Here is a 6,292-nt window from a genome sequence, read left to right on the forward strand (position 1 = left end):
TACTGTTGAATGGTGACGAGAGAAGAGAGGAGTTTATTATGGGTAGTACAAGACACTTTTATATGTTTATCTTAGCGTTTGTTCTTGTTGTAGCATTAACGATTTATTTAATTGTTGATAGCACTTGGTACAACACAGTTCATCCGGCGTTCCTTCTGTTTATGTATGTAGGAATTGCGGTAGTGAGTTTCGGAATGAGAGATGAGATGTTAGATCGCTTTGAAAAGTGATACATATACGAAAGACCAACAGGAAAATGTTGGTCTTTTTTTCTTGCCAAAAATAGGATGGTGTGTATATACTGTGTATATAAGGTATATACAGTATATACACACTGGAGGAAAACATGAATATTATTATTTCGAATTCTTCCCAAGACCCTATTTATGTACAAATAAGAAAACAATTAAGCCAGCTTATTTTAAATGGTGGTTTAAAGGGTGGAGACCAATTACCGTCTATTCGTAGCTTAGCGAAGGAATTACAAATTAGTGTAATTACAACGAAGCGTGCGTACGAGGAGCTTGAAAAAGAAGGATATATAGAAACTGTTGCTGGGAAGGGGACTTATGTTTCACGTAAAAATAATGAACTACTAAAAGAACAAAGGCTTCGTCTATTGGAAAGTAAAGCGGAAGAGATTGTAAATGAAAGTAAAGCGTTGCAGCTTTCACTTGAAGATTTACAGCAGATGATTGCGTGTTTATATGAGGGGGAATAAGAGATGTTAGAGCTAAAAAATGTTTGTAAAAGTTATCAAGATTTTGCAGTGAAAAATATAAGTTTTACGTTACCACGCGGATATATTATGGGATTTGTCGGACCGAATGGCGCAGGGAAAAGTACGACAATCAAAATGATTATGAATTTAATTCGAAAAGATAGCGGCGATATAAAAATTTTTGGCAAAGACAATAAGAAAGCTGAAAAGGAAATAAAACAAAATATTGGTTTTGTATATGATGAAAACCATTACTACGAAGATTTAACGTGTGAACAAATGAAACGTATTATTGCACCATTATATAAAAAGTGGGACGAAGAGCAGTATCAATCGTATATGCACAGATTACAAGTTCCGAAGTATAAAAAAATTAAAGAACTATCAAAAGGGATGAAAATGAAATTTGCGATTGCTATCGCACTTTCACATCACGCAGAGTTTATCATTATGGATGAACCGACAGCAGGATTAGATCCAGTTGTTCGAAGTGAATTACTTGATATTTTGCAAGAAATTGTAATGGAGGATGAAGTATCTGTATTATTCTCAACGCACATTACAACAGATTTAGAGCGCATCGCAGATTATATTACGTTCATCAATGATGGAGAAATTATATTTACTGGTGAGAAAGATGAACTAATGGAGAACTACGTAATCGTAAAAGGAAGTAATGATTTATTAGACCGAGAAGGAAAAGAATTATTTGTTGGATTACGAAAAAATAAATTTGGTTTCGAAGGTTTAGCGAAGGATAAACAAGCAATTATCGATTGGTTTGGAAATGAGGTTGTACTAGAAAAGCCTACATTAGATGATATTATCGTTTACACCGCAAAAGGGAGAGGTGCCTGTGCGTCAGCTCATCTATAAAGATTTGTTCTTTTTTCGGGGGATATGGTCAGTGTATCTTACTATACCCTTTGTATTCTTTTTGTTTGAAAACGGTGGTGAAATGCTGTTTCCTATGAGTTGTTTATTTATAACTCTTTCCTCAGTTACGATATTAATTGTAATAGATGAACGGAATACAAGCGACATTGTTATGAATAGTTTACGGTTAAGTAGAAAGGATATCGTGATTGCTAGATATATATCTAGCGCAATATTTATTGTAGGTGGCATGTTCTCTACGTTGTTGCTTATTTTCCTTATAAGAGGTATCGCTGTTATTGGTGATATCGGTGCATATCATCCTAATCTATACATTGAAATTCCATGGTATGGAGTAGTAAATGGGTTTGTTTACGCCGTATTTTTAGTTGTCACCTTTTTCCCTAGTTATTATGCTATAAAATCGAATGTAGTAAGAAGTCTAGTATCAGCAGCATCAATAGGAGTCGGGGGGATACTTTGGATATTTATTAGTGATGGGCTGAATGAAACAACACCTTCATTCATGGAGTGGATTATGAATCCTATGCATATTGGTGTATTTATAGTTGGATTCATTGCATTAGTCAGTATTTATATCGCTTCTATGTTTCTTACAATTAAAATTTATGAAGCACGTGATTTGTAGGGGAGGAATTGTATGCAACAGTTAATTTTGAAAGAGTTTTTCTTACAAAGAAAAATGTTTCTTATCTATTTAATCTTACCAATATACGGAGCATTCCAAAACACTATAGAACCATTTCAATTAGCATATGTTTGTTTTGCTATATGTCTTTTGATGATTTCAATCTCTTTATCAAATGAGGAGAAAAATAGTACGGAAAAAGTGTTAGTAAGTCTACCTTTTACTAGGAAAGATCTTGTCATTGCGAAATACATATCGACACTATTATTTATGGCATTCAGCTTAATCATTACATTCGTTTTCTTTGTACTACCTGTATTTGTATTAAAAGAAAATATAAATATTCCTTGGTATGCAGCATTTATAGCTATTTTCTTTTCTATTCTGTATGCTGTTATGATCCTTCCCATAAAATATAGTGAGGATAAGCGAATGGTTACTATGTTGGGATTAGTTATGCTTTTTCCTATAATAGGCTTACTAGGATTTATGTGCAATATATTTACGGATGAAAGGCTTATGCTAATAATTTTTCGAACTTCCGATGTGCTATTAGTCATAAGTATTTTAAGTATAGGCGCTTGTGTAAGTTATTTAGCTTCAATGTTTGTAGCTATTGTGAGTTTTAAAAAGAAAGAGCTTTAATCCTTCTTATATAAAAACTAATAAGTGATGTTAAGGAATTGGTTTAGTGAGGTGTAATACATGATCAAGCAACTAGTTTTAAAAGATATGATGTTGCAAAGAAAGTTAGGGTTTGTTGGTTTTATATGCTTGCTTTTCCTAGTAATTGTTGATTTTTGTAGCGACAATTTTCTTTTGAAGCTTAGCATATCTATACCTATCCTTGGAACAATATGGTCGACGATTTATGAGGCTAGAAGTAAGAGTGAAAAAATATTAAATAGTTTACCGTTTGATCGTAAAGACATTGTCGTAGCAAAATACATATTTGTAAGCATTTTAGTTCTTTTAGGTGTGATTTTCTCACTTTTAGTTGGTCTAATTCAGTTGCAAAATGAACATATAAATGGATTTATGCTGTGGGGAGCGATTCTTGGCGGAATAACGGGAGGATTGGTTTATAGCATGATCGTACTTCCAATTGAATTTTCGGTAGAATATAGCAGTTCGAAACAGGCTGCTTATTTTATGGGAATTATAGTTGGTGGATTAAGTGGAGTGATTGTAAGTAGTGAATGGTTAGATGTAGAGAATGCTTGGAGCACGAGTTTAGTCGTAAATGTTTGTTTTATAGCTGGACTTCTTATTTTGTATGTTATGTCCATGTTACTCTCAATTAACTTATACAATGAGCGTGATTTATAAGGAGGGAGCGATTGTGAAGCAACTTATAATAAAAGACTTTATCGTGCAATGGAAATTTTTAATTTGGTACATACTGTATCCTGTTTTCTTTTATATGGCCTTAACAGATACGGAAAATCTATTCATCATTATGTCAGTAATTATTACAGTTGGGGCAACGGTAAAAACATTTGAAGAGGGTAGTAAAAATAAGAGTGAAGTCATCTTAAATAGTTTGCCAATATTAAGAAAACAGGTTGTGTATGCGAAATATATAGTAGCAATTATTATTCTTTTTATAAGCGTAACGGTCGGTTGTTTCACGATGGGAATGAAGAATGGGGTTAACCTATTTGGATTTATTGAAACGACAATGGTTGCTAGTATTAGCTTTATTTTAACGTATTTAAGTTTTGTTTTACCAATATCGTTTTGGTTAGCATATAAAAAAACTATTTTTATTGCGATTTTTATACTAATAGCACCTATGGCGGTTTCTTCTATTTTCTTTGGAATCAACCTAGAACAAATTCAACTATATAACAGTGTGTTATTTGTTAGTTCAATATGCATGTTCATAGTATCTGTCTTCGTTTCAGTGAAGTTGTATGAGAAGAGAGAATTTTAAAAGGTGCCTTATATAAGGCACCTTCTTCAATAACGACAATATGAAAGTAAGAGTTTATAAACAGAGAGGCTGTTTGGTACAACATCTTTTGGAGTATGTAATATAAAGCTGAAAACGATAACGAGAATGAGAAAGAGGAAAAATAAAAATAGGATCTGCTTATGTATAGAATTTTGCATATTATCCACTCCTTTTTTAGGTAGTATGTCCAAAAGAAAGGAGTGTATGAAAAATTTTAGGGGGGAGAATGATGAACAAAAGAAAATGGTTATATAGAATAGGGATATTTTTATTTTCAATCGGTCTCATTTTAGCAAATTTTTACTCAGATATACCATCACCATTTCCTAATTTACATAAAGGGATTGGTATAAGTATTGTCATAGTTGGTCTTCTTTGTCTTATCACATCAAACTTCTACAGAAAGTCTGAATGAATGTCAACTACCCCCACTGAGATGAAACGTTTCATCTCAGTGGGGGCTTGAGTTCGAACGCTAGGTCTTTTCGTCTATCGCTAGACAGTTGACGCTCTAGCATTCATGCCACCTTATGGTAACACCCCAAGTATATTTTGGGTTGGTAATAGAAACGAGCAATCGTTTCCCCACTTGCACCACCCTTTCGAAAAAAAGCAGTTCTTCCTTATGGAAGAAGCCACCACTCAGATGAATCTGGCGTGTACTACAAGCCCCGACAAGTCGAGTACACATGGATGGTTGACGCACCCACTAAGCTATGCGCGAGGCAACAGCCTTACGTTTTTGCGCTTCTAATAGAATCGGCGTTTTCACTTTAAGATTTTCATCTAATTCTACAACTCTTGACTTTTGCAATGTATTCAATGCACCATTAATATCAGCATGGATACATGTTCCTGCTTTACTTTGGTACAGACCACGAGTCATTCGTTTGCCACTAAAACGATAATGCGTCCTCTCATCCTTAGACCAAACTGGAACCGGATCTTTGTCTAGAAAACTAGCTTTTGAAGTATAGCTTTCTTCTTGTTTGAAAAATCGTATACCTTCTTTTATACATTTATTCTCAATCGCTACAATCAGTTTATGAAACGGGATTTGAACAAATTTTTGATTATTCTTTTTCCCCATATCAGATTTTTGTTTCCAACCAACGTTATAGCCTACGACAATCGTATCTATGCCAAATGCTTTCACTTTTTTGAACAACAAGCCTACAGTTTGTGGAATGTAACCATTTATTTGTCTTTCTCGTTTATGCCAAAGTGCAGCCATTCTATTCGTTACAACTCGTTTTGAAATTCCGTTTTCAATATTTTTCTGCTGGAGATTACATATCATTTTGTTGAAATATTGGTTTATGGATTTTAATTTTTTTCCATCAATTAAGAAGGTATCACCTGTATTTGTTACACAACTTACTAATCTATCTACACCTAAATCGCAACTCAAAGCGTTACTAGTAGTTGTGGATTGTTTCTTCATTTGAGAAACGTGCATTTCATATGTATAATGCACCTCAAAGAACCGACCTTTTTGCTTCGGTACAATCTCAATGTAGGAAATTTTTTTATGTCTTAAGTTTTTCGGCATACGTATTTTAATGGAACCGAATTTTTGCCTGAACGCAACACTCATCGGAATCATCCAATATCCGTTATCATCCACTTTTGGAACTTGATAGATTTCAATAATTCGTTTGTCAGTTGAACGAGAATAATTCGGAAACTTAGGACGGCCTGTGAACTTCCCAGGATTTTTCTGCCACTGTTCCATTGCTTTAAAAAAGCTCTTCACTTCTGTAAATAAGGCTCTACGAATAGCCTGCACAGAGTTTGATTGAATACCCCAGTAATTCATATCGGCTTGCATAGCAGTGTCCACTTCTTTTACAGTAGCCATCTTGTTATTGTTCAAGTAACTTTGTTTCATCGTGTACAATCCAACATTTCGTAATGCTTTTGAACTATGTGACATGCGTTGCAGTAAGCGAAATTCTTTTGCAGTAAGGCAAGCTCGTCCAATATTTTGTTTTTGCGTGAATCGTTGCATGTTTTCTCTTTTCTTTTGTTTACGTAATACTTTCACTGCTTTCTTTCTAGCCATTGTTTTCACCACCTTTCTTAGAGA

General features: G+C 34.1%; 9 protein-coding genes. 8 read left to right on the forward strand and 1 reads right to left on the reverse strand.

Going from position 1 to position 6,292, the window contains the following annotated elements:
* Nucleotides 1-38 precede the first annotated feature (38 nt).
* The 8 genes from JDS99_RS10755 to JDS99_RS10790 all read left to right on the forward strand — a co-directional run bounded on the left by JDS99_RS10755 (nt 39) and on the right by JDS99_RS10790 (nt 4,618).
* The gene (locus JDS99_RS10755) at nt 39-230 is read left to right on the forward strand and encodes a hypothetical protein (RefSeq protein WP_000535935.1); all 192 of its coding nucleotides are present in this window, start codon (nt 39-41) and stop codon (nt 228-230) included.
* 116 nt (nt 231-346) lie between these two features.
* Nucleotides 347-721: a GntR family transcriptional regulator gene (locus tag JDS99_RS10760; RefSeq protein ID WP_001021351.1), complete on the forward strand. Its 375-nt coding sequence runs from the start codon at nt 347-349 to the stop codon at nt 719-721.
* Nucleotides 722-724: 3 nt separating this feature from the next.
* Nucleotides 725-1,597 carry an ABC transporter ATP-binding protein gene (locus JDS99_RS10765; protein WP_199695055.1) on the forward strand — a complete coding sequence of 291 codons (873 nt, stop codon included), beginning with the start codon at nt 725-727 and terminating at the stop codon, nt 1,595-1,597.
* Complete coding sequence (locus tag JDS99_RS10770) at nt 1,578-2,246, forward strand: ABC-2 transporter permease (RefSeq protein ID WP_199695056.1); 669 nt, start codon at nt 1,578-1,580, stop codon at nt 2,244-2,246. Before JDS99_RS10765 ends, JDS99_RS10770 begins: the two co-directional genes overlap by 20 nt.
* A gap of 12 nt (nt 2,247-2,258) precedes the next feature.
* Nucleotides 2,259-2,891, forward strand: a complete 633-nt coding sequence (locus JDS99_RS10775) for an ABC-2 transporter permease (RefSeq protein ID WP_088064399.1) — start codon at nt 2,259-2,261, stop codon at nt 2,889-2,891.
* A gap of 60 nt (nt 2,892-2,951) precedes the next feature.
* Nucleotides 2,952-3,575 carry an ABC-2 transporter permease gene (locus tag JDS99_RS10780; RefSeq protein ID WP_199695057.1) on the forward strand — a complete coding sequence of 208 codons (624 nt, stop codon included), beginning with the start codon at nt 2,952-2,954 and terminating at the stop codon, nt 3,573-3,575.
* Between the two features lie 10 nt (nt 3,576-3,585).
* Nucleotides 3,586-4,182 carry an ABC-2 transporter permease gene (locus tag JDS99_RS10785; RefSeq protein ID WP_199695059.1) on the forward strand — a complete coding sequence of 199 codons (597 nt, stop codon included), beginning with the start codon at nt 3,586-3,588 and terminating at the stop codon, nt 4,180-4,182.
* Between the two features lie 250 nt (nt 4,183-4,432).
* A complete protein-coding gene (locus JDS99_RS10790) occupies nt 4,433-4,618 on the forward strand; it encodes a hypothetical protein (protein WP_048531110.1) in 186 nt (61 codons plus the stop codon).
* A 294-nt stretch (nt 4,619-4,912) separates the two neighbouring features.
* Here JDS99_RS10790 and JDS99_RS10795 read toward each other — a convergent pair whose 3' ends face one another.
* On the reverse strand, nt 4,913-6,280 hold the full coding sequence (locus JDS99_RS10795) for a transposase (protein ID WP_345943227.1): 1,368 nt from the start codon (nt 6,278-6,280) through the stop codon (nt 4,913-4,915).
* Nucleotides 6,281-6,292 lie beyond the last annotated feature (12 nt).

It is taken from the genome of Bacillus cereus group sp. N6 (assembly GCF_016483705.1).
GTDB classification, from domain to species: Bacteria; Bacillota; Bacilli; order Bacillales; family Bacillaceae_G; genus Bacillus_A; species Bacillus_A wiedmannii.